At 71.1% G+C, this 24,192-nt stretch carries 21 protein-coding genes; 15 read left to right on the top strand and 6 right to left on the bottom strand.

Annotated features, from left to right (window positions below; translation table 11 throughout):
- Nucleotides 1-39: 39 nt before the first annotated feature.
- Complete coding sequence (locus F0U44_RS01715; protein WP_246160334.1) at nt 40-774, top strand: phosphocholine cytidylyltransferase family protein; 735 nt, start codon at nt 40-42, stop codon at nt 772-774.
- A complete protein-coding gene (locus F0U44_RS01710; RefSeq protein ID WP_149726527.1) occupies nt 762-1,829 on the top strand; it encodes an iron-containing alcohol dehydrogenase family protein in 1,068 nt (355 codons plus the stop codon). The genes F0U44_RS01715 and F0U44_RS01710 overlap by 13 nt, the downstream gene beginning before the upstream one ends.
- Here F0U44_RS01710 and F0U44_RS01705 read toward each other — a convergent pair.
- Entirely contained in the window at nt 1,801-3,201 is a 1,401-nt protein-coding gene (locus tag F0U44_RS01705) for a hypothetical protein (protein WP_149726526.1), read from the bottom strand. The two genes, F0U44_RS01710 and F0U44_RS01705, sit on opposite strands and share 29 nt — an antisense overlap.
- A 188-nt stretch (nt 3,202-3,389) precedes the next feature.
- Between F0U44_RS01705 and F0U44_RS01700 the strand changes: the two genes are divergently transcribed.
- The 4 genes from F0U44_RS01700 (at nt 3,390) to F0U44_RS22850 (ending at nt 9,961) form a co-directional block, all read left to right on the top strand.
- Nucleotides 3,390-5,414, top strand: a complete 2,025-nt coding sequence (locus F0U44_RS01700) for a glycosyltransferase (RefSeq protein ID WP_223163547.1) — start codon at nt 3,390-3,392, stop codon at nt 5,412-5,414.
- Complete coding sequence (locus tag F0U44_RS23465) at nt 5,411-6,868, top strand: ABC transporter permease (protein ID WP_246160229.1); 1,458 nt, start codon at nt 5,411-5,413, stop codon at nt 6,866-6,868. Before F0U44_RS01700 ends, F0U44_RS23465 begins: the two co-directional genes overlap by 4 nt.
- A 4-nt stretch (nt 6,869-6,872) precedes the next feature.
- Nucleotides 6,873-7,667, top strand: a complete 795-nt coding sequence (locus F0U44_RS01690; RefSeq protein ID WP_149726525.1) for an ABC transporter ATP-binding protein — start codon at nt 6,873-6,875, stop codon at nt 7,665-7,667.
- Between the two features lie 212 nt (nt 7,668-7,879).
- Nucleotides 7,880-9,961, top strand: a complete 2,082-nt coding sequence (locus F0U44_RS22850; protein WP_188113267.1) for an FG-GAP-like repeat-containing protein — start codon at nt 7,880-7,882, stop codon at nt 9,959-9,961.
- A 50-nt stretch (nt 9,962-10,011) separates the two neighbouring features.
- On the opposite strand, the gene F0U44_RS01680 is transcribed toward F0U44_RS22850, so the two are convergent.
- Entirely contained in the window at nt 10,012-10,734 is a 723-nt protein-coding gene (locus F0U44_RS01680) for a TIGR03089 family protein (RefSeq protein ID WP_149726524.1), read from the bottom strand.
- A 76-nt stretch (nt 10,735-10,810) separates the two neighbouring features.
- Here F0U44_RS01680 and F0U44_RS01675 point away from each other — a divergent pair, with 76 nt between their 5' ends.
- Nucleotides 10,811-11,905, top strand: a complete 1,095-nt coding sequence (locus F0U44_RS01675; RefSeq protein WP_149726523.1) for a mannose-1-phosphate guanylyltransferase — start codon at nt 10,811-10,813, stop codon at nt 11,903-11,905.
- Between the two features lie 9 nt (nt 11,906-11,914).
- On the opposite strand, the gene F0U44_RS01670 is transcribed toward F0U44_RS01675, so the two are convergent.
- Genes F0U44_RS01670 through cofD form a run of 3 tightly spaced genes read right to left on the bottom strand, consistent with a single transcriptional unit; the run spans nt 11,915 to nt 14,680 of the window.
- On the bottom strand, nt 11,915-12,682 hold the full coding sequence (locus F0U44_RS01670) for a DUF3105 domain-containing protein (RefSeq protein WP_188113372.1): 768 nt from the start codon (nt 12,680-12,682) through the stop codon (nt 11,915-11,917).
- A gap of 43 nt (nt 12,683-12,725) precedes the next feature.
- Nucleotides 12,726-13,670, bottom strand: coding sequence for a coenzyme F420-0:L-glutamate ligase (gene cofE / locus F0U44_RS01665; protein WP_149726521.1), 945 nt, complete (start codon nt 13,668-13,670; stop codon nt 12,726-12,728).
- Complete coding sequence (gene cofD / locus F0U44_RS01660) at nt 13,670-14,680, bottom strand: 2-phospho-L-lactate transferase (RefSeq protein WP_149726520.1); 1,011 nt, start codon at nt 14,678-14,680, stop codon at nt 13,670-13,672. Before cofD ends, cofE begins: the two co-directional genes overlap by 1 nt.
- A 182-nt stretch (nt 14,681-14,862) precedes the next feature.
- On the opposite strand from cofD, the gene F0U44_RS01655 reads away from it, so the two are divergent.
- The 3 genes from F0U44_RS01655 to F0U44_RS01645 all read left to right on the top strand — a co-directional run bounded on the left by F0U44_RS01655 (nt 14,863) and on the right by F0U44_RS01645 (nt 19,536).
- Complete coding sequence (locus tag F0U44_RS01655; protein WP_149726519.1) at nt 14,863-15,120, top strand: WhiB family transcriptional regulator; 258 nt, start codon at nt 14,863-14,865, stop codon at nt 15,118-15,120.
- 73 nt (nt 15,121-15,193) lie between these two features.
- Complete coding sequence (locus tag F0U44_RS01650) at nt 15,194-18,079, top strand: glycosyltransferase (RefSeq protein WP_149726518.1); 2,886 nt, start codon at nt 15,194-15,196, stop codon at nt 18,077-18,079.
- On the top strand, nt 18,076-19,536 hold the full coding sequence (locus tag F0U44_RS01645; RefSeq protein WP_149726517.1) for a DUF5719 family protein: 1,461 nt from the start codon (nt 18,076-18,078) through the stop codon (nt 19,534-19,536). Before F0U44_RS01650 ends, F0U44_RS01645 begins: the two co-directional genes overlap by 4 nt.
- Nucleotides 19,537-19,539: 3 nt before the next feature.
- On the opposite strand, the gene F0U44_RS01640 is transcribed toward F0U44_RS01645, so the two are convergent.
- Nucleotides 19,540-19,980, bottom strand: coding sequence for a metallopeptidase family protein (locus F0U44_RS01640; protein WP_188113266.1), 441 nt, complete (start codon nt 19,978-19,980; stop codon nt 19,540-19,542).
- A gap of 51 nt (nt 19,981-20,031) precedes the next feature.
- Here F0U44_RS01640 and F0U44_RS01635 point away from each other — a divergent pair, with 51 nt between their 5' ends.
- The 5 genes from F0U44_RS01635 (at nt 20,032) to F0U44_RS01615 (ending at nt 24,154) form a co-directional block, all read left to right on the top strand.
- Nucleotides 20,032-20,388, top strand: coding sequence for a DUF3499 domain-containing protein (locus F0U44_RS01635; protein WP_149726515.1), 357 nt, complete (start codon nt 20,032-20,034; stop codon nt 20,386-20,388).
- A gap of 57 nt (nt 20,389-20,445) precedes the next feature.
- Complete coding sequence (locus F0U44_RS01630; protein WP_149726514.1) at nt 20,446-21,819, top strand: phosphomannomutase/phosphoglucomutase; 1,374 nt, start codon at nt 20,446-20,448, stop codon at nt 21,817-21,819.
- Nucleotides 21,816-22,001: a Trm112 family protein gene (locus F0U44_RS01625; RefSeq protein WP_149726513.1), complete on the top strand. Its 186-nt coding sequence runs from the start codon at nt 21,816-21,818 to the stop codon at nt 21,999-22,001. Before F0U44_RS01630 ends, F0U44_RS01625 begins: the two co-directional genes overlap by 4 nt.
- Nucleotides 22,002-22,047: 46 nt before the next feature.
- Nucleotides 22,048-23,073: an SIS domain-containing protein gene (locus F0U44_RS01620; protein WP_149726512.1), complete on the top strand. Its 1,026-nt coding sequence runs from the start codon at nt 22,048-22,050 to the stop codon at nt 23,071-23,073.
- A 61-nt stretch (nt 23,074-23,134) separates the two neighbouring features.
- Nucleotides 23,135-24,154: a hypothetical protein gene (locus F0U44_RS01615; RefSeq protein ID WP_149726511.1), complete on the top strand. Its 1,020-nt coding sequence runs from the start codon at nt 23,135-23,137 to the stop codon at nt 24,152-24,154.
- Nucleotides 24,155-24,192 lie beyond the last annotated feature (38 nt).

The raw sequence follows: 24,192 nt of genomic DNA, 5'->3' as shown, positions 1-24,192 counted from the left end.
CGGGGACTCGCGCAATCGAAGGGATCGCCTGTGATCGGGATGGTGTTGGCGGCAGGAGCCGGCCGACGGCTGCGGCCTTACACGGACACGCTGCCGAAGGCCCTGGTGCCTGTCCGCGAGGCCGACGAGCACGGGACGATCCTCGACATCGCCCTCGCCAACCTGGCGGAGGTCGATCTGCGCGACGTCGTGATCGTGGTCGGCTATGCCGCCGGAGCAGTGGAGGAGCGCAAGGCCGCCCTCGAGAAGCGCTACGGCGTCGACATCACGCTCGTCTACAACGACAAGGCCGAGATCTGGAACAACGCCTACTCGATGTGGCTCGCGTGCGACCACATGGTCGATGGCGTGCTGATGGTCAACGGCGACACGGTGCACCCCGTCTCGGTCGAGGAGACCCTCCTCAAGCACCGTGGGCCCGATGTCCTCCTCGCGATCGACGCCGAGAAGAAGCTCGCCGACGAGGAGATGAAGATCCAGGTGTCCGACGACCTGGCCCTCACCCGGATCACCAAGCTGATGGATCCCGCGACCGCCTACGGCGAGTACATCGGCGCGACCCTCCTCGAGCCCGCCGCCATTCCCCACCTCAAGGACGCGCTCCAGACGACGTTCGAGCGCAACCCCGACCTCTACTACGAGGACGGCTACCAGGAGATGGTCGACCGCGGCCTGCGCATCGACATCGCGCCGCTGCCCTCGGGCACCGCCTGGGTCGAGGTCGACAACCACGAGGACCTGGCCAAGGCCAGGGAGATCGCATGCCGCTACTAGCGCGGATGCTGGCCAGCCCGCTGCACCTCGACATCCGCGCGGGCGCGGTCGCCAACCTCGCGCAGCTGCTGCACGAGCGAGCCATCACCAGCGGTGGCACCGTGATGGTCGCCGTCGGCACCGGTCACGGGCAGGAGATCTGGGAGCGGATCAAGCCCTCCCTCCCCAACGCGACGATGTTCGACGTCTGGGAGGCCAACCTCGCCTCCGCCGGCGCGCTGCAGGAGGCGCTCGGCCAGCAGGGCTACGACGCGGTGGTGGCCATCGGTGGCGGCAAGACGATCGACGTGGCCAAGTACGCCGCCACCCGCGCGGCGTTGCCGATGGTCGCCGTCGCGACCAACCTGGCCCACGACGGCATCTGCTCGCCGGTCGCCTCGCTCGAGCACGCCCACGGCAAGGGCTCCTACGGCGTCGCCCTGCCCCTGGCCGTGGTGGTCGACCTCGACTACGTGCGCGACGCGCCGCCGGCGATGGTGCTCGGCGGCATCGGTGACGCCGTCAGCAACCTCTCGGCGATCGAGGACTGGCTCCTCGCCGAGCGCGAGCGAGGGGAGACCGTCGACGGTCTCGCGCTCGCCTTCGCCCGCACCGCGGCCGAGGCCGTGCTCCACCGCACCGACTCGATCGCCGACGACGACTTCCTGATCGCTCTGGCCGAGGCCCTGGTGCTGTCCGGCATGGCGATGTCGGTCGCCGGCACGTCGCGACCGTGCAGCGGTGCGTGCCACGAGATCATCCACGCGATCGACCAGCTCTACCCGGGTGTCTCCAACCACGGCGAGCTGGCCGGCATCGGTGCCCTGTTCGCAACGCACCTCCGCGGCGCCGACGCACGGTTCGAGCAGATCGCTGCCTGCCTGAACCGGCACGGCCTCGCCGTCGCCCCCGACCAGATCGGCCTGACCGACGAGCAGTTCGTGGCCGCCGTACTCGCTGCTCCCGCGACGCGCCCGGACCGCTACACGATCCTCGAGCACCTGGCGCTCGACGAGGCGCAGGTGCGCGAGCAGGTCGCGGCGTTCGTCAGTCGGTTGGGTCGGCCGGCGCGCTAGCGGCGACCGCGCGCAGCGCGGCCAGCTCGGCGCCCAGGGGCATCGCCACGCGCACGCGGTCGATCACGTCCGTGAGCGCGAGGCGCACCTCGGGCGTGCGCTCCTTCAGCTGCCGCTCCAGGAGCGAGTGGCCGACCAGGCCGTCGTCGTCGGGATCGTCGTCGGGTCCGTCGTCCTGCCCGTCGTGCCCGTCGTCGCCATCGTCGGGATCGTCGCTGTTGGCCGCGCGGAGCTCACTGAGGGGAGTTTCTCCGTAGCCGTGCTCCTCGCGGAATGCCGTGACGCGCCCCTGGAGGTCGACGATCGCCTCGTCGAGGCCGCGACGCGCCCACGCGGCGGCGAGGAGGAGCTCCTCGTCGCTCGGGTTGTCGAGCTCGCTGGAGATGGTCTTGGGCGTCCGGGTCACGGGCAGGTCGTCGAGGCTGCCGACCAGGTCGACGCCGCTGGTCTCGATCGCGTCGCGGAGTCGGCCGTTCCAGCGCGCGGAAAGGTTGCGGCCGGGGCGGTTGAGCGTGACCTTGCGCTCCTGGTCGGCACGCTCACCGAGAATGTCGCGAGCGAGCAACGACTTCATCGTGCGCAGGTAGTCGCTGCGGGTGACCGGGCCGAGCTCCAGGTTGAGCAGACGCATCAGCTCGCTCGAGGGCAGCCCGAGGGAGGCGTTGCTCTCGACCGCGCGCTCCTTGCACTTGGCGGGGTTGATGCCGACAACGCCCGCGAAGCGCTTCCAGAGCAGGTCGGGATCATCGCTCTGGAGCGGCACGGTGACGACGTGGAAGCGTTCGGCCCCGACGAGCGGGACCCACGTCTCGATCATCCGGGGGACACCCATGGCGCGGTCGATCATCCGCTCGGGTCGCGTCGACGGTGCGCCGTCCTTCTCGACCGCCTGTCGAAGGCCCCAGATCAGCCTCCGCAGGGGGACCTCCGCGCCGTTGCGGCAGTTGGTCTGCCACTGGGACCGCAGCACCGCAGCGGTGTCGCGCACGGTGAGGACGACGTGGACCTCGGCGCCCTCCAGCGACGCCAGGATCCGCTCGGCCACCGCGGGCTTGGCCCAGCAGAGGAACTCCATCGAGAGCACCGTGGCCCGACCGCGGTGCGCGACCATCTCCTCGGCAAGTCGCTCCCAGCGGCCACCGGCCGCCTCGGTCAGGTCGGTCTTCACCGTCGCGCTCAGCACGTCGTGCGTGGCGAGCACGACGTCGCGCCAGCTGCGGCCGGGCAGCAGCACGCCGGACTTCTCCAAGACCTCGCCGTTGGCGGCCATCAGCCGTTGGAGGTAGGTCGTCCCGGTGCTGGGGCCGCCGATGTGGAGGTAGATCGGAGCGGGCCGGTCACGCCGATCGCGGTCCAGCCAGCGGGGGGACATGCGGCGGACATTAGCAGCCGGGATCAGGGCTCTTCGGAGGGCTTGTCGGCCTGCCCACAGCCATGCACTGTGCAAGGAATGTGACGTATTAGGCACGCCCGGTGCGCCGCAGCGGATTCCCGGTTCACCAGGGCTGCGCTGATACCTTGATCCCCGTCCTGCCTGCTAGTCGAAGGAAACCAGCACACGTGAGCGAAGCCGCTACTGCCACCCTGCCCGCGTCGAACGTCGACGAGGGCTTCCGGGTCGTTCAGCGGCTCGTCCTCCCCAACGACCAGGAGCTCGACGTCCAGTCGCTCTACGTCAGCGGCATCACCAGCTTCTCCGGCGGCGACTCGATGTCGCGCCAGTCCGGCGGCGACTTCGACAGCGTCGAGGAAGAGACTGACGACGACGAGGACGAGTCGGAGGGCGCCGGCATGTCCGGCTTCGGCCGGATCACCGACGCCGCCGGTGTGGCGGTCGACCCGCACCGCCGGGTCACGCTCGGCACCTACTTCAACGCGTTCCCCGCCAGCTACTGGCGTCGGTGGACCGAGTTCTCCTCGGTTCGCCTGACCGTGCGGCTGCGCGGCCACGGGTCGGTCATCGTCTACCGGTCGACCGCCAAGGGCCACGTCGTCCGTGCCGACTCCTACCGGCTCGACAACGAGGCCGGCGAGACCGTCACCTTCGAGCTGCCGCTCAAGCCGTTCATCGACGGTGGGTGGTACTGGTTCGACCTCGAGGGCGGGGTGAGCGAGCTGGTGCTCGAGGACGCGCACTGGGGCTTCGAGACCGAGAAGGTCCGTTCGGGCCGCATCACCATCGGCATCACGACCTTCAACCGGCCCGACTTCTGCGTGCCGCAGCTGGTCAACCTGGCGTCCAACCCGGCCGTGCTCGACATCATCGACGAGATCGTCGTGGTCGACCAGGGCACCAACAAGATCGTCGACGACCCGGGCTACGCGTCGGCCGCGGCCGGCCTCGGCAGCAAGCTCCGCGTGATCGAGCAGCCCAACCTGGGTGGCTCCGGCGGCTTCTCGCGGGCGATGAACGAGGCCACCTCGATGGGCGCCTCCGACTACGTCCTGCTCCTCGACGACGACGTCGTCTGCGAGCTCGAGGGCATGTTGCGCGCCGTCGCCTTCGCCGACCTGGTCAAGACCCCGTCGCTGGTCGGTGGCCAGATGTTCAGCCTCTACGACCGCTCGGTCATGCACGCCTACGGTGAGTCGATCGCGAAGTACCGCTGGTTCTGGGGCCCGGTCGCCCCGAGCGTCCACGGCCACGACTTCGCCAAGAAGTCGCTGCGCGCGACCTCCTGGATGCACCGCCGCATCGACGTCGACTACAACGGCTGGTGGATGTGCCTCATCCCCACCCAGGTCATCCGCGAGATCGGCCTGTCGCTCCCGATGTTCATCAAGTGGGACGACGCCGAGTTCGGTCTTCGCGCGGGAGCCGCGGGCTACCCGACCGTGACCCTGCCGGGTGTCGCCGTCTGGCACGTGCCGTGGACCGAGAAGGACGACACGCTCGACTGGCAGGCCTACTTCCACGAGCGCAACCGACTCGTGTCGGCGCTGCTGCACTCGCCCTACCCGCACGGCGGCAAGCTCGTCCGGGAGAGCCTCGAAAACCACACCAAGCGCTTGATGTCGATGCAGTACGGCACCGGCGAGACGATCCTGCTCGCGCTGCAGGACGTGCTGGACGGCCCGGACCGCATGCACCACGACATCCTCCACCGCCTCGGCGAGGTGCGCGCGCTGCGTGACGGCTACGACGACGGCCAGTCCAAGCCCGAGCTCGACGCCTTCCCTGCGCCGCGCCGCAAGAAGCTCGAGAAGCGGGGCAAGGGCATCCCGGTCCCGTCGACGACCGTCGGCAAGGCCAAGATGGCCGCGACCGGTCTGCTGCGCCAGGCGTTCCCGACGCGGGAGCTCTCCCAGGAGCACCCCGAGGGGATCATGCCCCACGTCGACCAGCGCTGGTACCGGCTGGCGCACTTCGACTCGGCGATCGTCTCGTCGGCCGACGGTGTCGCGGCTTCGTGGTACCGGCGTGACCCCGCGCAGTTCCGCGACCAGATGTCCCGCTCGCTCAAGATGCACGCCAAGCTCTACCGCGAGTGGGACGAGCTGGCCGAGCGTTGGCGGACCGCCCTGCCCGAGCTCACCTCGCCGGAGCGCTGGAAGCAGACCTTCGAAGGCATCGACGACGAATGAGATTCGGCGCTCGGCGTCGAGCGGCAGGCAAGCACGCGGGGGATCGGAGCCGGCGTGTCCGGCCCGACCAGCTCGCGCCGCAGGTAGAGGAGAGCCTGGCTCCGCCCGTCGAGGCTGAGCAGGGCTGGCCTGCTCCCGTCACCGACCCCCCGCCGACGCTGACGCCGGGGCCGGAGGCCTTGCCTCCCGCCGAGCCGTCGACCCGCCGCGAGCGGCGTCAGGCGCGCAAGGAGGTCAAGCGCGAGGACAAGCTGCGCCGCGACTACGACCGGGCGCTCGGCATCGACGTGCCCCCCGACGAAGTCGCGGTCCAGCCCGACGAAGTCGCGGTCCAGCCCGACGAAGTCGCAGTCCAGTCCGACGAAGTCGCGGTCCAGCCCGACGAAGTCGCGATCCAGCCGGTCGAAGAGCCTGAGCCCGCCGAGGAGCCTGCGGCCGAGGTCGACCTGGAGGACGACTCGCTGGCCGACGTACCTCTCTCCGACCTGCCGCAGGAGGACCGGCGTCGCGAGCGTCGTCGCCGGCAGGCCGTGCGCCAGCGCGAGCGGCAGGAGCTGGTCGCGGTCGCCGCGGCCGAGCACGCCGCACGCATCGAGGACGTGCCGCTGACGCCGCCCAGCGCCAACAACGGCATGCTCGCGGTCTTCCAGAAGCGCTACCTGCTCAAGCTGCTCGTCAAGCGCGAGGTCAGCGCGCGCTACCAGAGCTCGTTCCTCGGGCTGCTGTGGTCCTACATCGGCCCCGCCTGCCAGTTCTTCATCTACTGGTTCGTGCTCGGCACGATCCTGGGCCTCCACAAGGAGGTCGAGAACTTCGGCATCCACATCTTCTGCGGCCTGGTCGTCGTGCACTTCTTCACCGAGACGTTCGCGGCGGGCACCCGCTCGATCGTGCGCAACAAGTCGCTCGTCGCGAAGCTGGCGCTGCCGCGCGAGATGTTCCCGGTCGCCTCGATGCTGGTCTCGCTCTTCCACGTCGTCCCGCAGATGGTCATCCTCATCGCGGGCTGCCTCTACCTCGGCTGGACGCCCGACCCGGTCGGCATGCTGGCCCTGGTGCTGGGCTTCTTGATCGCGATGCTTCTCGGCACGGCGGGGGCGCTGCTCTTCAGCGCGGCCAACGTCTACTTCCGCGACTTCGGCAACGTGGTCAACATCCTGCACATGTTCATCCGCTTCAGCGTGCCGATGATCTACCCCTACAGCATCGTGCACACCCGCTTCGGCGAGGCGGCGCAGTACTACCTCTGGAACCCGCTCGCCGACTGCGTGCTGCTGGTCCAGCGCGCCTTCTGGGTCGGCACGACCGACGACCTCAAGGCGACCGAGGCCAAGCACCTGCCCCCCGACCTGCTGATCTGGGGCATCGGCATGATGGGCATCGGCTTCGTCATGCTGATCATCGGGCAGCTGGTCTTCAGCAAGCTCGAGAGCAAGATCCCCGAACGGCTGTGACCTGATGAGCGACTCGATCGTCCTGGAGAACGTCACGAAGACGTTCACGCTGCGCTACCACCGCACCATCAAGCAGATGTCGGTGGCGAAGGCGCGCGGCCAGGAGACCAGCAAGACCTTCCGTGCCGTCGACGACGTGTCCTTCTCCGTCGAGCAGGGGGAGTCGATCGGCCTGATGGGCCTCAACGGCTCCGGCAAGAGCACCCTGCTGAAGGTGATCAGCGGCGTCATGAAGCCCGACGAGGGCTCCGTGCTGACCCGCGGCCGGATCGCCGGTCTGATCGCGACCGGCGCCGGTTTCCACCCGCAGCTCACCGGCCGCGAGAACCTCTACCTCAACGCCGCGATCCTGGGCATGAGCGAGAAGGAGACCAACCGCAAGTTCGACGAGATCGTCGACTTCGCCGACCTGGGCAACCGGCTCGACACGCAGGTGGGTCACTACTCCTCGGGCCAGAACGCCCGGCTCGGCTTCTCGATCGCGGTCCACGTCGAGTCCGACATCTTCCTCGCCGACGAGGCTCTCGCGGTGGGGGACAAGCCCTTCAAGCGCAAGTGCCTGGCGAAGATGCGCGAGATCCGCGACAGCGGCCGCACGATCTTCTACGTCAGCCACGCGACCGGCCAGGTCCGCAAGATGTGCACCCGCGTGATCGTGCTCGAGCACGGGCGCCTCGCCTTCGACGGCGATGTCGAGGAGGGCATCCGCTTCCTCCACTACGACAACGACGACGAGGAAGAGTACGGCGAGGACCTCGGCGACGACGACGGTGACTTCGACACCGGCGACGACATTTGAGTCGTTCCGAGCCGGCCAGGACCTAGGTCCCGGTCGGCTCGTGTCTTTTTCCTGCCACCGATCGCGGACTTGACAATTCTGAAAATCGTCGGCGTGTCGGCTGGTAATTACATGTTTGTAGTTACTCAGAAACTCTTTTCCGAGCCTGTGACTCATGTGAAAGTTGCTACTCGTGTGACACCTTCCCCGCACACGACTGGAGCAGAATCACCATGCTTGCGAGCCCCAACCCGCACCGGCGCAACCGGTACGTCTCCGCGTGCCAGCAGCTGCTGGCGTTCGGTCTCGTCCTGGCCGCGCTGACGCCGGCTGCGCGCACCATCACGATGGACGTTCGTCCGGCCGGTCCCGCGAGCGACGCTCGTTCGAGCAGTGTCTACCTGCGCTCCGCGACGGTCCCGAGCCGGGTCGCGACCGCTCCGGTCGACCCGCAGGTGAAGGAGTACAGCCTGACCGCCCCCGAGGGTGCGCGGCTGGCGCCGGGCATGCTGCGGGCCAGCAGTCGCCGTACGCCTCAGGGTGGGCAGAAGGTGACCAGCGACGTCGTCCCGGTCAAGGGCTACGGCGCCGTGGGCGTCACCTGGGGACACGGACTGACGGTCTCGGACCGCGCGCTTGCCGTGCAGGCGCGGACCTACGCCCATGGCCGCTGGTCGAAGTGGACGACCGTGCCCTACCACGACGACCACGCCCCCGACCCCGACAGCCGCGAGGGACGCCACGCCCGCCCGGGCACCGACCCCCTGCTGGTCGGCAACGTCAACCGCGTGCAGGTGCGCATCGACGCGGACGCCTCGGCGCCGGCCGACATGAAGCTCGCAGTCATCGACCCGGGTCACGAGACGTCCACCGCCCGTCAGAAGCCCGCGATCGACACCGCGACCCTCGATGGCGGATCGCGCGAGTCCACGACGCCGAGCAGCGAGGGTGACCTCACGCTGCAGTCGTCGATGGCCGCGCCGAAGCCGAAGATCTTCTCCCGCGCCCAGTGGGGTGCCGACGAGAGCCTGCGCGACGCCCCTTCGTTGCACTACTACGAGGTGCACGCCGGCTTCGTGCACCACACGGTCAACGCCAACGACTACACGCGCGACCAGGTGCCCTCGATCCTCCGGGGCATCTACGCCTACCACGTGCAGTCCCGTGGCTGGAGCGACATCGGCTACAACTTCCTCGTCGACCGCTTCGGTCGGATCTGGGAAGGCCGCTACGGCGGTGTCGACCGCCCCGTCGTCGGCGCCCACACGCTGGGCTACAACGACAACGCGTTCGCCGCATCGGCGATCGGCAACTACGAGACCGCGCGTCCGTCCCGGGCGACGATCCAGGCCTACGGTGCGCTGTTCGCGTGGAAGCTCGGCCTCCACGGCGTGGACGCATCCTCGACGAAGCAGTACGTCACCTCGCGCAACTTCCAGGCGATCAACGGCCACCGCGACGCCGACTCGACCGCTTGCCCGGGCCAGTACCTCTACAACCGGATCCCCCGGATCCGCGAGCTTGCGGCGGCGACGCAGCAGGGCTGGGGTGGACGTCAGCTCGAGTCCAGCCTGATCGGCAGCTCGCGCCCCGACCTGGTGCTGCGGCGGGCCACGGACGGCGTGGTCTTCATCCGGCAGGTCGTGCCGGACGACGGCGCCTACCGGCTCGGCAAGAAGGTCGCGACCAACCTGACGCTGCCCGACGCCAGCCTGATCCTGAAGGCGGGCGACTGGGACAGCGACGGCTACGGCGACCTGATCGTCAAGCAGGACGGCGTGCTCTCGCTCTACCGCGGTCTCGGCAAGGCGAAGTTCGCCGAGCCGACCCAGCTCGGCACCGGCTTCGGCAGCGTGTCGAAGCTCGCCGCCGTCGGCGACTTCACCGGCGACGGCCAGCCCGACCTGATGGGTCAGCCGGCCCGCGGATCCATGCAGATCTACCCGGGTGCCGGCGCAGCCGGGCTCAAGAAGTCCTACACGGCGTACTCACCGATCACCGGACGCAAGCAGATCCCGATCGGCCTCTGGGACGCCGACGGCGCACCCGACAGCCTGGTCCGCACCCGGACGGCCCTCACGCTCTACTACGGCAACGGCCCCGGCGGCTTCACGTCGCAGAAGGCCCTGTCGATCCCGGTGAGCGGCTACGACTGGCTGCTCGGCGTGAGCGATGTCGATCTCACCGGTCACAGCGACCTGATCGCCCGGACCTCCAGCAGCGGTCAGTTGTGGGTGATCCCGGGCACCGCGAGCGGCTTCCAGACGCCGGTCGCCATCAGCGGGACCACGACGGAGTACGACCTCGCGGGCTGATGTCCGCCAGCTACTAGGAGACAGCTGAAGACCGGAGGGAGACCTGGAGCCTAGGCGGGGAAGCGGTCAGTGGTGTGCTCGGCGATGGTGATCGCCTCGAGCCGCTGTTGATCGGCCCGGGTGACCAGGACGAGTGAGCCGCCCTTCTTGAGCGGTTCGCTGAAGGTCGCGAGTCCCGGTGGGGAAGCCGGGCTCGCGGCGACCAGGAGGCGGCCGCCGTCGGAGACGAGAGTCCCGATGGTGGCCGCCTCCCACATCTCCTGCTGGGTCAGATCGCCGCCAGCGAGTCGTGCGGCCACGTCGCTGCCTTCGGGCGGGTCCCACGGTGTGAAGGCGTCGGGCTGGGACCAGATCTCGATGCCGACGTCGTGGACGTCGGGTGGCACGGGGTCGGAGAACCGGACGCCGAGGGGACGCAATGAGCACGCCAGGACGATCCGGTCGGCGGCCTCCGGTGCCCACCGGTCGAGCTGGTCGGGTCCACACACGATCGCGTCGGGCGCATCGTCGTCGGAGATCACGAGCCCCGCGCTCCAGGCCGCGCCCCAGAAGACCGGCGTCAGCCAGTGCGGCGGGAGGTCGACGCGCAGCGAGTCGCCACGTTCGAGGCCGAGCTCGTCGACGAGCAGCGAGCCGGCCTTGGCCACCCAGTTGGCGTAGGTCGTCACGGACAACTCGACCCGCTCGCCGGTGTGGTCGTCGTAGAACGTCACCAGGGGACGACCGGGATCGCGCCGCAGTCGATCGGTCAGTACGGCGGCGAAGGTGGTCACTGTGCCGAGGATAGGGCGCGGCCGAGGACGGTCTACTCTTGCCGGGCTTGCGACACCGAACACTTGGGGGTTAGACGTGGTTGACGGCTCGATCGACGGATTCTGGGCAGTGGTGCCGGCCGGTGGCGCCGGGACCCGACTCTGGCCGCTGTCGCGATCGTCGTCCCCGAAATTCCTCCACGACCTCACCGGTCAGGGACGCACCCTCCTCGAGCAGACCTACGACCGGCTGCACCCCATGGTCGGTAACCGCTTCGTCGTCGTCACGGGTCGGGTGCACGAGGAGGCGGTGCGCGAGCAGCTCACCGCGCTCGGCCCCGACGGCGTCATCGCCGAGCCCTCGCCGCGCGACTCGATGGCGGCGATCGGTCTGGCCGCGGCGGTGCTCGAGCGGCGCGCGGAGGAGACGGGCGAGGACCTCGTGATGGGCTCCTTCGCCGCCGACCACGTGATCTCCGACCCGGCGTCCTTCCACCGCACCGTCGCCGAGGCGGTGGCTGCGGCCCGTGAGGACTGGCTGGTCACCATCGGCATCGAGCCGACCTTCCCGAGCTCCGCCTTCGGCTACATCCGTCAGGGCGACGCGCTTCCCGGCCACGAGCGCGCGCGGGTCGTCGCTGCGTTCGTCGAGAAGCCGTCGGTCAGCGTGGCTGAGGACTACCTCGCCACCGGGGCCTACCGCTGGAACGCCGGCATGTTCGTCTGCCGCCCCGGCGTGCTGCTCGACCTGCTGGCCCGGGAGAGCCCGGCGTTCGCGTCGACGCTGCGCGCCATCGCCGCTGCACCTGACCGGCTCGACGAGCTCTGGCCCGGCCTGCCGAAGATCGCGATCGACCACGCCGTGGCCGAGCCGGCCGCCGCCGACGGTCGCGTCGCCACCGTGCCGGGCAGCTTCGGCTGGGACGACGTGGGCGACTTCGACTCCCTGGCCACCCTCCTCGGCGATGCCGAGAAGTGCAGCGTCCTCGGCGACCCCAGCCTGGTCCTCACCCAGCAGTCCACCGGCCTGGTCGTGCCGGCCTCGGGTCGCGTGGTCGCGGTCATCGGCCTCGACGACGTCGTCGTCGTGGACACGCCGGACGGCCTCCTCGTCACCACGCGCGAGCGCGCGCAGGACGTGAAGGCCATCGTCGCCGAGCTGAAGGACCAGGGTCGGGCTGAGCTGACCTGATCCCGCCGGCTACTGCTTGCCCGCGTAGCCGCCGATCGGCTCGGGCGAGGCGTAGTAGGGGTGTTCCTTCATGAAGGTCTCGAGCGCCGCACCGCTGGGCTCGGAGCAGTACTGCCACACGCCCTCGGACTTGGTCGTGTCGTCCTTGTCGGCGTCCCAGTGGGTGAAGGCGATGTGCTGGCCCTTCGGGAAGGCCTTGCCGTCGTCCTTGGTCCACGGAACGGCCTTGAACGCGAGCCGGTTGTTGGTGTCGCTGACGCTGAGCTTCTTGGCGATCGCCTTGATCTCGCCGAGCATCGTGGAGTCGTCGGCGGCGGTCTCGTCGTACCAGAGGATCGTGAAGCCGTGCTCGAGGTTGTGCACCAGCGCCTCGAGCTCCGGCCGCGAGTCCTTGGTGTAGAACCGGTCCTCCATCGGGACCGGGGCGACGCCGCCCTCGTTCCAGTGGGGGCCGAAGGCCGGGGGAGCGTCGTCGTAGGTGATCTGCTCGCCGGTCGCGCGGTGATCGCCGCTGCCGGTGGCGTCCTTGGTGATGGTCTCACCGCACGACGACGCAGGTCCGCCGATGCTGGAGAGCGCCTCGCCGTTGTACTTGCGCTGCTCGATCCAGGTGCGGACCGGGTTGTAGGCCGCGGCGATCACGATCGCGGCAGCGATCGTGAGGCAGACACCGAGGATGATGCGCCCTTGGCGCTTGTCGGCACTCTTCTGCTTGCGCCGGATGTCCTCGATGACCTTCTGGCGTTCCGACTTCTCGGACTTGGTGGTCTTGGCCACGGTGCGGCTTACCTCGTGTCGTGTGGGCTGGATCGCGGTGAGTCTACGGAGTGGTCCTGTGGAACCGGAGATCGACGCCCCCGGGGTCGCGCTGGGCGCTCCAGCCGTGGGCGAACCCCAGGATCGTGGCTCGCCCCTCGTGCTCGCTTCCGCAGCGGACCGTCGCGCCGTCGACCCTAGCGGGCACACCGCAGGTCGTGAGCAGATCCAGAAACTCCTCGGCAGTGACCGGAGCGCCGAAGGGCGCATCGTCGCCAGGCGCCGCGACCAGCGCACGGACCACGGCCTCGCGGGCGCCGTAGCCGAACATGTCGGCTCCGTCCTCGCGGATCAGCGCCTTCGAGCCGGTGCCGTCGTCGCCCGCCGGGAGCACCAGGTCGGCGCGGCCGCGGACGACCGCGAAGGGACGGCCGCCGAGCTTGCCCTGCGCCAGCTCCGCGACCGAGGCGATCTCGTCGGCCACGGCCGGCGCGGTGACCGCGAGCTCGTTGCCGTGGGCGTCGACCCGGCCCTCGAACGACTCCAGGACGAGGAGACCGGCTGCGCCGATCGCAATGTCGGTCTGTCCCTCGCGCCAGGCGCGTCCGGCGGTGTCGGTCACGATCACGCCGACGTTGCGGCCGGTGCGTTCGGCGATGACGGCGCGCAGGCGCGCGGCCGAGGCGTCCGGATCCTCCGGCAGGAGTACGACGGCACCGCGCGTCACGTTGGAGGCGTCGACGCCGGCCGCGGCCATCGTCAGCCCCAGCCGGTTGCGCACGATGCGGGTGGGGCCGCGGCGTGCGACCAGCCGCACCGTCTCAGCGGTGATCCAGTCCTCGCGGTCGCCCTCGACGACGCGACCCTCGGCCTTGCTGACGACCTTGCTGGTCACGACCACGATGTCGCCGTCGTCGAGCTCGACGTGGGGGAGCAGCAGGTCGGCGAGGTCGGCGCCGGCGCCGACCTCGGCCACGCCGTCCGGTGCGGTGACGGTCAGGGTGGGCATCAGCCGACGAGCTCGATGGCGGCCGCGGCCATCGCCGCCGTGGCGTCGTGGTCGGTCATCATCAGCGGCACCGCTGCGCAGCGGATGCCGGCGTCCTGGACAGCGGCGACCTCGCCCGCGTCGCGCTCGTCGACCAACCAGCCGTCGAGGACGCCCCCGGCACTGCGCGCACCGTAGTGGCGCCCGACGCCGGAGGCGCTCACCTCGACGCCGATCGTCGCGAGGAGCTGCTCGGCCATGCCGCGCACGTGGCTGCCGCCGACGATGGGGGAGAGCCCGACGACCGGCGCGGCCGTGGTCCGCAGTGCGTCGCGGACACCCGGGACGCCGAGGATCGTGCCGACCGACACGACGGGGTTGGACGGCGGCAGCAGGACCAGGTCGGCGCCGTTGATGGCGTCGAGCACGCCCGGGGCGGGGGAGGAGTCGTCGAGGCCGACGACGACGATCGTCTCGGCGGCGACCTCGGCCCGCAGCCGGACCCAGTACTCCTGGAAGTGCACGACCCGCCGACCGCTCGGCGACTCCGGGTCCGGCACGGCCACGTGGGTCTCGACGCGCGCGTCGGTCATCGGCAGCAGTCGGACCCGGTCGCCCCAGACCGGTGCGAGCCAGCGCTTGCAGAGGGCCTCGGTGACCTGGGACAGCGGGTAGCCCGCGTCGAGGAGCTGGGTGCGCACCAGGTGGGTGGCGATGTCGCGGTCGCCCAGGCCGAACCAGGTGGGCTCGACGCCGTAGGCGGCCAGCTCCTCCTTCGCGCTCCAGGTCTCCTCGCGCCGGCCCCAGCCCCGCTCGGGGTCGATGCCGTCGCCGAGCGTGTACATCACGGTGTCGAGATCGGGGCAGACCTTGAGCCCGTGGATCCACCAGTCGTCGGCGGTGTTGGCGACGACGGTGACCTCCGCGTCGGCGTCGACACCGGGCAGCGCGCCGGTCGTGATCCCGTGGAGGAGGCCCTGCAGGAACTTCGCTCCACCCATCCCGCCCGACAGCACCGTCAGCTTCTTCATGGGGTCAACTCTGCCCGGTCGGGCCGCAACGCCCGGGCGCGGGGGCGCGACCGCGGCGTGATAACGGACTGCGTATAGCAGATTCGGGCTTGACTCCCCGTGTATGACATGCATGTAATTCCACCAGTGTCGTTAACGGCACAGTGGGGGTCGCAGTACCTATTGGGGTTAGGGGCGGAACGGTGAGAGAACTCTTCCTGGTCGAGGATGTGGACACCGAGGACCTGGGGTGGCAGGAGCGCGCTTTGTGCGCGCAGACCGACCCCGAGGCGTTCTTCCCGGAGAAGGGCGGGTCAACGCGGGAGGCCAAAAAGGTCTGCCAGACCTGCGAGGTCCGGGTCGAATGCTTGGAAGCCGCGCTCATGAAGGATGAGCGGTTCGGCATCTGGGGCGGATTGTCCGAGCGTGAGCGGCGCAAGCTGAAGAAGAGAGCAGTCTGAAGGGTCGTGTCCGCCCGTCCGCGGGCGGTCGACGATGCCCGCCGGGCGGTGACGCGTCGGTAGTCTCCCGACCGTGTCCGACGTCTCGGTGGTGCTCGTCAGCCACGACGGTGCGTCGTGGCTCCCGGCTGTGCTCGACGGGATCCGGTCGCAGACCTCGCCGGTGGCGGGCGTCGTGGCTGTCGACACCGGCAGCAAGGACGGCAGCGCCGACCTGATCGAGAGCACGCTCGACGCGGCTGGCATCCCGGTCGCGGTGCTCCGCGAGAGCAGCGGGACCTCCTTCCCCCAGGCCGTGAGCCTGGCGCTGGCCCGACTGCGCGAGCACGGCATCGAGACCGAGTGGGTCTGGCTGCTCCACGACGACAGCAACCCGGCGCCGACCGCGCTGGAGGAGCTCCTCGCCGCCGCGTTCGTCCGGCCCGACGCCTCCTTCTTCGGTCCCAAGCTGCGCGAGTGGCCCTCGCTCAAGCGACTGCTCGAGCTCGGCGTGACCATCAGCGGGACCGGCCGACGCGAGACCGGCCTCGAGCGCGGCGAGTACGACCAAGGTCAGCACGACCAGGTCCGCGAGGTGCTCGCGGTCAACAGTGCGGGGATGCTCGCGAAGCGGGCGACCTATGAGGAGCTCGGCGGCTACGACGAGCACCTGCCCATGTTCGGCAACGACGTCGACCTCGGCTGGCGCGCGGCGGCCGCTGGCCACGCGACCGTCATCGTCCCTCAGGCCGTCGTCTTCCACGCCGAGGCGGCGCACCGCGGCGTCCGGCGCACGTCCCTCACCGGCCGGCACACGCACTACCAGGAGCGCCGCGCGGCGCTCTTCACCCTGCTGGCCAACTGCCGGTCGGCCGCCCTGCCCTTCCAGGCGCTGCGGCTGGCCCTCGGCTCGGTGCTCCGCATGCTCGGCTTCCTCGTGGTCCGCTCGGTGGGCGAGGCCCTCGACGAGCTGGCTGCAGTGGTCTCCGTCTACGGCCGGCCCGGTCCGCTGCTCGCCGCTCGCCGGCAGCGCCGCGAGCGCCAGACCGGACCACCTGACCACGAGCGCCTCCGTCGTCTCCTCGCGCCGTGGTGGCTGCCCTACCGGCACGGCCTCGACTTCGTCACCGACCTCGCGGCGGCCGCCGGCAACCAGGCCGCCGACGTCGCCGAGCGTCGCCGGATCGCGGCGGCCGAGCGCGACCCGTCGCCGCCCGTCGCGCGCCACAACGCCAACGACGAGGAGGACTTCGTCGACACCGGGCTGCTCGCCCGCTTCCTGACCGATCCGGTCGCCGTCGCGCTCGGCATCACGGCGATCGCGTTCATGATCGGTGCTCGCGACGCGTTCACCGCCGTCAGCGGCGGTTCGTTGTCGCCGGTCCCGGACGGCGCGGGTGACTGGTGGCGCCTGCACTACGAGAGCTGGCACCCGATCGGCTTCGGCTCGGCGGTGCCGGCGCCGCCGTACGTCCTGCTGCTCGCCGCCCTCGCCTCGGTCCTCGGCACGGAGTGGACGATGTCCTTGCTCCTCGTGCTCGCTGCGCCGATCGCGCTGTGGGGCTCCTGGCGATTCCTGCGGGTCGTTGGCCGCCTGATCAGCCGGTACGGCGCCCCGCGGTGGCTGCTCCTCTGGGGATCGGTGAGCTATGCGCTCGTGCCCCTGGTCGCTGGTGCGTGGGGCACGGGGCAGTGGGGCGTGGTCGTCGCATCGGCCGTGCTGCCGTGGCTCGCGCACGCCGCGCTCGGCTTCGCCGAACCCGAGGCGTCGCGCCGTTGGCGCGCAGCCTGGCGCGTCGGCCTGCTCCTGACCGTGTTGACCGCCTTCGCGCCGGTGACGTGGTGGCTGTTCGTCGTGCTGGGTGCCGTGGTCGTCGCGACCTCCGCCCTCGTCGTCCGCGGCGCGGTCCGCGACCGCGACGTCTGGGGCCCACCGGCCACCGCGTTGGTGGTGCCGCTGGTCCTCCTCGCCCCGTGGTGGCTGCCGGCCCTCGCGCACGGCGCGGGTGGCGGGTTCTTCCTCGACATCGGTCGCTGGCCGACGGCGTCGACCGACGGACTCGAGCTTCTCGTCGGGCGGTTCGGCGACCTCGGCGCGCCGTGGTGGCTGGGGCTGGCCCTGCCGGTGGTGGCGCTGCTCTCGATCATCCCGCGCCCAACACGGATCGGGGTCGTGCTGTGCTGGCTGGTGGCCACGGTCGCCGCCGTCGTGGCGGTGCCCCTCGGCCTCTTCACCGTCGACCTCGCGGGAGCGGCGACGCAGCAGCCGGGTCTGGGTCCCGTGCTCCTCCTCATCCACGGCAGCTGGATCACCGCCGCCGTGCTGGGCGGGCTCGCGCTCACCGAGCGATCGCCGTCACCGGTGGTGCTGCCCCGCCTCGCGCAGGGCGCGACCGCGGTCGTGGGCCTCGCCGCGGTGGCTGTGCCGATCGTCGGGCTGGTGTGGTTCTCCGGCTGGGGCGGCGACGAGCTCGAGGATCGGCCCGACAGCGGGATCCCTGTCTACATGTCGCAGGACGCGCAGGACGCGCCGGAGAACGGCATCCTCGTCGTGCGCGGCACCGTCGGCCATGGCGTGACCTACGAGGTCGAGCGCGGCGACGGCCCGACCGTCGGCGAGGACGAGATCGCCGCATTGACCGGCGAGGACCGGAGCGCGACCGACATGGTCGCCGACCTGGCCACGGCGCCGTCCGACGAGGCTGTGGCCGAGCTGACGCGTCGCGGCATCAAGTACGTCGTCCAGCCCGCGCCCGCCGACGGTCAGATCGCGACCCGGCTCGATGCGACCGAGGGCCTGGTGCGCGCGAGCGCCGAGGACCGGGCGACCCGTGCGTGGCAGGTGCTGGAGTCCCCGTCGCCGGAGTCGGTAGAGGGGCACCGCTCCTGGTTCCGCATCCTGCTCCTCGTGCTGCAGGCGGTGGCGTTTCCGCTGGTCGCCGTGCTGGCGCTTCCGCCGCTGCGAAAGGGCCGGTCATGACCGACGACCAGCAGCCCACCGACCCGACGGGCGGACGCCGGGCCGACCGGGCCGGCACCACGGCTCCCGGCCGACGCGGCCTCGTCCAGGCGCGCAAGCTCGACGTCCTCGTCGTGCTCGGCGTGCTGCTGCCGCTCGGCGTCGCGGGCAGCCTCGCGGTGGTCGACGGCGACGACCCGGCTCCCTACCCCGACTCGCCCCCCTCATCGGCACGGCTGACCGACGCCTCGCTCGTCTGCGCGGCGTCGGGGAGCTCGACCGCCGGCGACGTGCTGGTCACCCGGGTGCCCGACATGCGCGGCGGGCAGGTCGCCGTACGCGTGGCCGACGGTGCGGCGCGCAGCCTGGGCGAGCGTCGGTCGGTGGACGTGAAGTCGGGCCGGCTGACGACGATCGCCACCGATGGCGACGTCGTCGTCCGCGGGAAGGACGCAGCAGCGCCGGGTCTGGTCGCGGGGCGCACCGGTGAGGCGCGCGCGGCGGCCGAGTGTCGGGCACCGGCCTTCGACGAGTGGTACGTCGGCATCGGCGCGGCCGCGAAGCAGTCGTCGACGATCGAGCTGGTCAACCCCGACGGCGGGCCCGCGGTCGTCGAGATCGCCCTCTACGGCCGGCACGGTCTGGTCGAAGAGGAGGAGCTCCACGGCATCCAGGTGCCGGGCAACGGGGTCGTCCGGCTCGACCTCTCGCAGGTCACGCCGCGACGGGGCACCCTCGCGGCCCACGTGACGGTCGTGCGAGGCCGGGTCGTCACCACGGTGCGCCACACCTACGACCCGCTCGGCCGGGGCACGCCCCGCATCGACTTCCTGCCTGCGCAGGCCGAGCCCTCGGTCGACAACCTCCTGCTCGGCGTGCCGGCCGACGGCAGGGGCGAGGTCAACATCTTCAACCCGGGCGACAGCGAGGTCAGGGCCACCGTCCGCGTGGTGTCCGACTCCGCGGTCTTCACGCCGGCGGGTCTCGACGACGTCGTCGTGCCGCCCGGATCGGTCCGCCAAGTGCTCCTGTCCCAGGTGCTCACCAAGGCCGCCCGGGAGGGTGCGCTCGGGCTCGAGGTCGTGGCGGCCCAGCCTGTCGTCACGTCCGTGCGGCTGCTCGGCGAGGACCTCGGCCTGATCGCGCCGGTGGTGCCGATCGCCGAGGACGAGCCCGAGACGACGATCGTCCCGGCCGGGCCCAAGCTGCTCGTGCTCGCCGGCGCCAGTGGCCCCGGCAGCGTGCGGATCACCGCGACCGACGCGCAGGGCAAGGTGCTCGTCGACGGCAAGCGGGTCGAGATCGGCGCCGACCGCGGCGTCAGCGTCAAGCTCCCCGACGCCGTCGTCGCCGTGACGGTGCAGGCGTCCAACACGGTCGTCGCCGCCGCGATCGAGCTCACCGGCGACCGGGTCGGCGTGCTGCGGGTCCACCCGGCCGAGGTCGACGCCCAGGTGCCGGTCGTCCGGCCCGAGTAGGAATCAGTCTTCGGGATAGCGCGGGTCGACGTCGGACGGCTCGATGCCGAGCAGCTCGGCCACCTGCTCGACGACGACGGTCAGCACCATCGCCTCGAGGTCCGTGCGATCGGCGGCGCGGTGCTCGAGCGGTCGCCGGAAGATCACCAGGCGGCTCGGGGTGGTGCCCGTCCCGCGCACGAGCGAGGAGAGCGGCACCGAGCCCGGGTCCCAGTCGTCGGGGAGTTGCGGGATGTCCTCGACGACGTACTCGACGAGCCCGAGCCGGTCCGACCAGCGGGCGTCGATGTCGGTCACCACGTCGAGGACGAGGCGGTCGAACGACTCGCCACTCGTGCGCGGCCGCGGCGGGCGGCCGAAACCCACGTGGCCCAGAGCGCCCGGGCCGCGGAGCCCCCGGCCGCGGCGATCGCGCCGGGAACGTCGTACGGGGGAGTCCTCCACGAGCCGCGAGCCTATCCGGCGTCCTGCTGATCAGGGGGTAGCGTCTGCGGCGTGAGTCTCGCCCGGCGCTGTTCGCGCACCGCCTGCGCCCGCCCTGCGGTCGCGACGCTCACCTATGTCTACGCCGACCAGACGGCCGTCCTCGGACCGCTGGCGACCTACGCCGAGCCGCACGCCTACGACCTGTGTGCCGTGCACAGCGAGCGCCTGTCCGCGCCGCGCGGCTGGGAGGTGCTGCGGCTCTCGCTCGACCAGGCGCTCCCGCCGCCGACCGAGGACGATCTGCTCGCGCTCGCCGACGCAGTCCGTGAGGCCGCGCGCCCGGTGCGCACCGTCTCGGCCCCCGCCCAGGAGACCGGCCGCGAAGTCGCTCGCCGGGGTCACCTCCGGGTCCTCACCAACGACTGATCTGGTTGCTGAGGGCACCTCTTATGAGGGCACGACCCGTGCCCTAGGGTTGCGCCCATGTCGACGATCTCGCCGGACAACGTCAACGCGGTCTTCAAGGCGTACGACGTCCGCGGCACCGTCCCCGACCAGCTCGACGAGGACCTGGCCCGTGCGACCGGAAAGGCCTACGTCCAGGTCCTGGGCGTCACCTCGATGGTCATCGGCTACGACATGCGGCCCAGCTCGCCCGGTCTCGCCGGGGCTTTCGCTGACGGCGCGACCTCGGCCGGTGCCGACGTCACGATGATCGGCCTGGCTTCGACCGACCAGCTCTACTTCGCCTCCGGGCACCTCGGCCTGCCGGGTGCGATGTTCACGGCGAGCCACAACCCGGCGCAGTACAACGGCATCAAGATGTGCCGCTCGCACGCGCAGCCGGTCGGCCTGGAGAGCGGTCTCGCCGAGATCCGTGACGCGGCCCTCGACGCCACGCCGCCGGCGGCCTCGACGCGACAGGGCTCGATCTCCAGCCACGACGTGCTGCACGCATACGCCGCCCACCTGCTCTCCCTCGCACCGGTCGAGGGTCGCCGACTCAAGGTCGTCGTCGATGCGGGCAACGGCATGGCCGGCCACACCGCGCCGGCCGTGTTCGACCGGCTCGCCGACCAGGTCGACCTGATCCCGATGTACTTCGAGCTCGACGGCACCTTCCCCAACCACGAGGCCAACCCGATCGACGAGGCCAACCTGGTCGACCTCCAGCAGCGGGTCCTCGCCGAGAAGGCCGACATCGGTCTGGCCTTCGACGGCGACGCCGACCGCTGCTTCCTCGTCGACGAGCTGGGGAGGGCGGTCTCGCCCTCGACGCTGACCGCGCTGATCGCCGCCCGCGAGCTCGCGAAGGAGCCCGGCGCGACGGTGATCCACAACCTGATCACCAGCCGGGCCGTCCCCGAGATCGTCGCGGAGCTCGGCGGCAAGCCGGTGCGCACCCGCGTCGGCCACTCCTACATCAAGGCGACGATGGCCGAGACCGACGCCGTCTTCGGCGGCGAGCACAGCGGTCACTTCTACTTCCGCGACTTCTGGCGGGCCGACTCGGGGATGCTCGCCGCGCTCCACGCGCTCGCGGCGCTCGCCGGGACCGACCAGCCGCTCTCCGAGCTGCTCGCGGACTACGAGCGCTACCCGATGAGCGGCGAGATCAACTCCGAGGTCGCTGACCAGGGGGCCGTGCTCGCTGCGCTCGAGGCGCAGTACGGCGGCCGCGACGACATCGAGGTCGACCACCTCGACGGTCTCAGTGTCGCCTCGAACGACTGGGCGTTCAACGTGCGCGCCTCCAACACCGAGCCGCTCCTGCGGCTCAACGCCGAGGGGAAGGACGTGGCCACCATGACCGCCATCCGCGACGAGGTGCTCGCGACGATCAGGGGCGGGCGATGAGCGCCGGCGCCGGTGTGTCGCCGGAGCTCCTCGCGATCATCGTCTGCCCTGCCTGCCACGGTGCGCTCGAGCTCACCGAGGGTGCCCAGGCCGAGCTGGTCTGCCAGGGGTGCGGTCTCGCCTACCCCGTCCGCGACGGCATCCCGGTGCTGCTCGTCGACGAGGCCCGGTCCACCCGCTGATCGGGTGAGCCCAGAGCCGTGAGCACAGAGCCGTGAGCACAGAGCGATGACCTGGTTCGACGAGTCCCGCCTCGACGACGAGATCGCGCTCGGCAGCGCCGATCTTCGCCTGCGCACGCTGGCTGAGTCCGGCGCCCGGATCCGCCGCGAGGCGGGTGCCGCCGCCGACGCGATCGCCGAGGCCGTCGGTCGTGCCTCCGACGCGCGACCGCGGGCCGTCATCGCGGCCGGTCCCGACTCCCGACTGCTCCGCGCCGTCCTCGAGCCGTGGTGCCCGGTGCCGTTCGTGGCCTGGCCGTCGGCCGGCCTGCCCGGGTGGGCCGGCAGCCTCGACCTGGTCGTCGTCCTCGCGCCGGACGGCTCCGACACCGGCACGGCGTCCGCGGTCGCCGAGGCCGCCCGACGCGGCTGCCAGGTGGTCGTCGCCTGCCCGCCCGCATCGATGGTGGCCGAGCACGCCGCCGGCCGGTGGAGCACGATCCTTCCGACCAGCATGGGTGACCAGCTCGCCACCGCCGTCGTGATGCTGTCCTTCCTCCACCAGGTCGCGCTGGGTCCGACGTCGGACCCCGACGCCGTCGCAGAGGCCCTCGACGAGGTCGCGATCGACAGCTCGCCGCAGCGCGACATCTCGATCAACCCGGCGAAGATGCTGGCGATCGCGCTCGCCGACGCATCGCCCGTCGTCTGGGGCGGGTCGGTCCTCGCGGCACGAGCGGCGCGGCGCGTGGCCGAGTCGATCCGCCGTACGTCGGGCCGCACGGCGCTGGCCGGCGACGCCGAGCACCTGCTGCCGGTGATCGAGGCCGCGAAGCCCCGCAACGTGTTCGCCGACCCCTACGCCGAGGGCGGCAGCGAGCGGCGCCCGGTCCTGCTGGTGCTCGACGACGGCGCCGACGACCCCGTGATCCGCGAGCAGCGCGGCCGCCTCGACAGCGCGGCCCGGGCGCACGACGTACGCGTCGTGGAGGTCACCACCGAGGCTGAGGGCGAGGTCGCGCGCTACGCGTCGTTGCTCCTCGACGGCACCTATGCCGCCGAGTACCTCCGGCTGGGGCTCGTCGACGACTGAGCGGGCACGGTCTCCCGAGTTTCCCTGCGCGCCCGCCTCGCCGGCTGCCATGCTCCTCGCCATGCTTCTTGCTCAGACCCGACGTGCTCGTGGCCACCGCGTCCCTGCGATCGCTGCCGTCAGCGCCGCGCTCCTCGTCCTCACCGCAGGGTGCGGCGGCGGCTCGGACTCCGACAAGAGCGACGACAAGCCGACGGTCTCCGACACCCCGTCCGAGGCTGACCTCGCGACCGCTGCCGCCGCCTTCTCGGCCGCGCACACGACCTTCCAGGCCGATTTCGAGGCCGGCACGGCGCTGTCGGCCGGCGACGCGGCGACCCTCGAGGACCGCACCGCCGCCGTGCGCGCGGTCCGGACGGCCTACTACGACTTCGACGCTGCGATCCGGGAGATCGCCATGCCGGCCGACCTCACCGCCGACGTCAACGCGCTGCTCACCGCGATCGGCACCGCGATCGCGAAGTTCGACATCCTCGGTGCGGTCACGACCGACGAAGCGTTCACCGAGGCCAACGTCCCCGCCACTGACGCCTACGTGGCGGCGGACGCGGCCCTCCAGACGGTCCTGGTCGACCTCGGGCTCGCCGAGGAGACGCCGACCCCGACACCCACCCCGACGGCTCCGGAGTCCCCGACCTCGACGCAGACCCCGGTCGACGCGCCGTACATCGACGGCACGTCCGTGACCGACGCGGCCGCGTGGCGCGACGACCTCCTGTCGATCGGTGCTGCCAACGTGGACCCTGACGTGTTCGCGTCGTCCGGCTCCTACGGCATCGTCGAGTCGTGGGTCGCGGCGTTCCCGGACCTCCTGCCCGTCAACGGCATCGAGGGGGACCAGATCGAGGCTCCCGCGAGCGGCGTCAGCGGATTCACGATCTACACGGTCGACGACAAGGACCTCCCCTCGGCGACCAACCCCCTCTACCTGGCCTTCGCGGTCAAGGACGCTTCGGGTGCGTGTGCGGGCGGCATCCTGATCGGCTACCCGTCGCCCTCCACCGGGCGGCCGGTCGACGTGCCTGCCGGTGAGGACTGCACGAGCGCCACCGTGGCGGCCGTGGGAGATCTCTCACCCTGACCTGATCGGGTTCTTTTCGAGGATCGGGGTACCGACCG

It is taken from the genome of Nocardioides humilatus (assembly GCF_008373755.1).
Taxonomy (GTDB): Bacteria; Actinomycetota; Actinomycetes; order Propionibacteriales; family Nocardioidaceae; genus Nocardioides; species Nocardioides humilatus.
This window is presented reverse-complemented; position numbering and strand designations above follow the sequence as displayed.